The 726-nt window shown below is 68.9% G+C and carries 1 protein-coding gene; it reads right to left on the bottom strand.

What is annotated here, in order from left to right:
* The coding region (locus tag JHD63_RS22755) for an ISAs1 family transposase (RefSeq protein WP_198973080.1) at positions 1-726 on the bottom strand (726 nt) is incomplete at both ends.

The raw sequence follows: 726 nt of genomic DNA, 5'->3' as shown, positions 1-726 counted from the left end.
GGACTGGTTGTGCGGGCCCTGATCCTTGTAGGACTGCGCGGCATCCTCGCGCAGGGCCACGTCCAGGCTCCAGTGCAACTGGTTCTCCACGCTCCAGTGCGCGCGGATGCTGTGGGCCAGCACATCTGCGCCCGTGTGCCCCGGCAGGCTGCTGAGGTAGTAGCTGAGCTCCTCGCTGGCGGGCTTGCCCGTTCGTTGACGCTGGCGCACGACCTGCACCACGCTGCACAGCCCCGGCCAGTGCGCAGCGGCCCGCTGCAGGGCCGCGGGCACCGGGCTCACCCGGTAGCGGCGCAGTTCGCGCCGCCCATGGCCTGCGAAGCTCTCGGCATGGGTGCTGCCCTCCTGTGCATCGCTGGGCAGCGCGGCAAAGTGCTTTTGCACGACGGCATGCAGGTGCGGCTGGTTCTCCTTCAGGCTGAGCACGTAGTCCGCACCCTGCTCGTGCAGCTGCCGGGCAATGTCCTTCTGGCAGCCGATGGCGTCGATGGTGACGATGCAGCCGCGCAGCTGCAGCAGGCGCAGCAGCTCCGGGATGGCGGCGATCTCGTTGCTCTTGCCATCGACCTTGCGCTGGCCCAGCAGCAGCCCCATGTCGGCGGCCCAGGCGCTGACCATGTGCAAGGCCTTGGGGACATCGCCCTTGCGGCTGCCACGCACGCTTTTGCCGTCGATGGCCACCGTGCCCTGGACCTGGCCTGCGAGCTGTTGCAGCCAGCATTGGCA

This window comes from Xylophilus sp. ASV27, from assembly GCF_016428875.1.
GTDB lineage: Bacteria > Pseudomonadota > Gammaproteobacteria > Burkholderiales > Burkholderiaceae_C > Xylophilus.
This window is presented reverse-complemented; position numbering and strand designations above follow the sequence as displayed.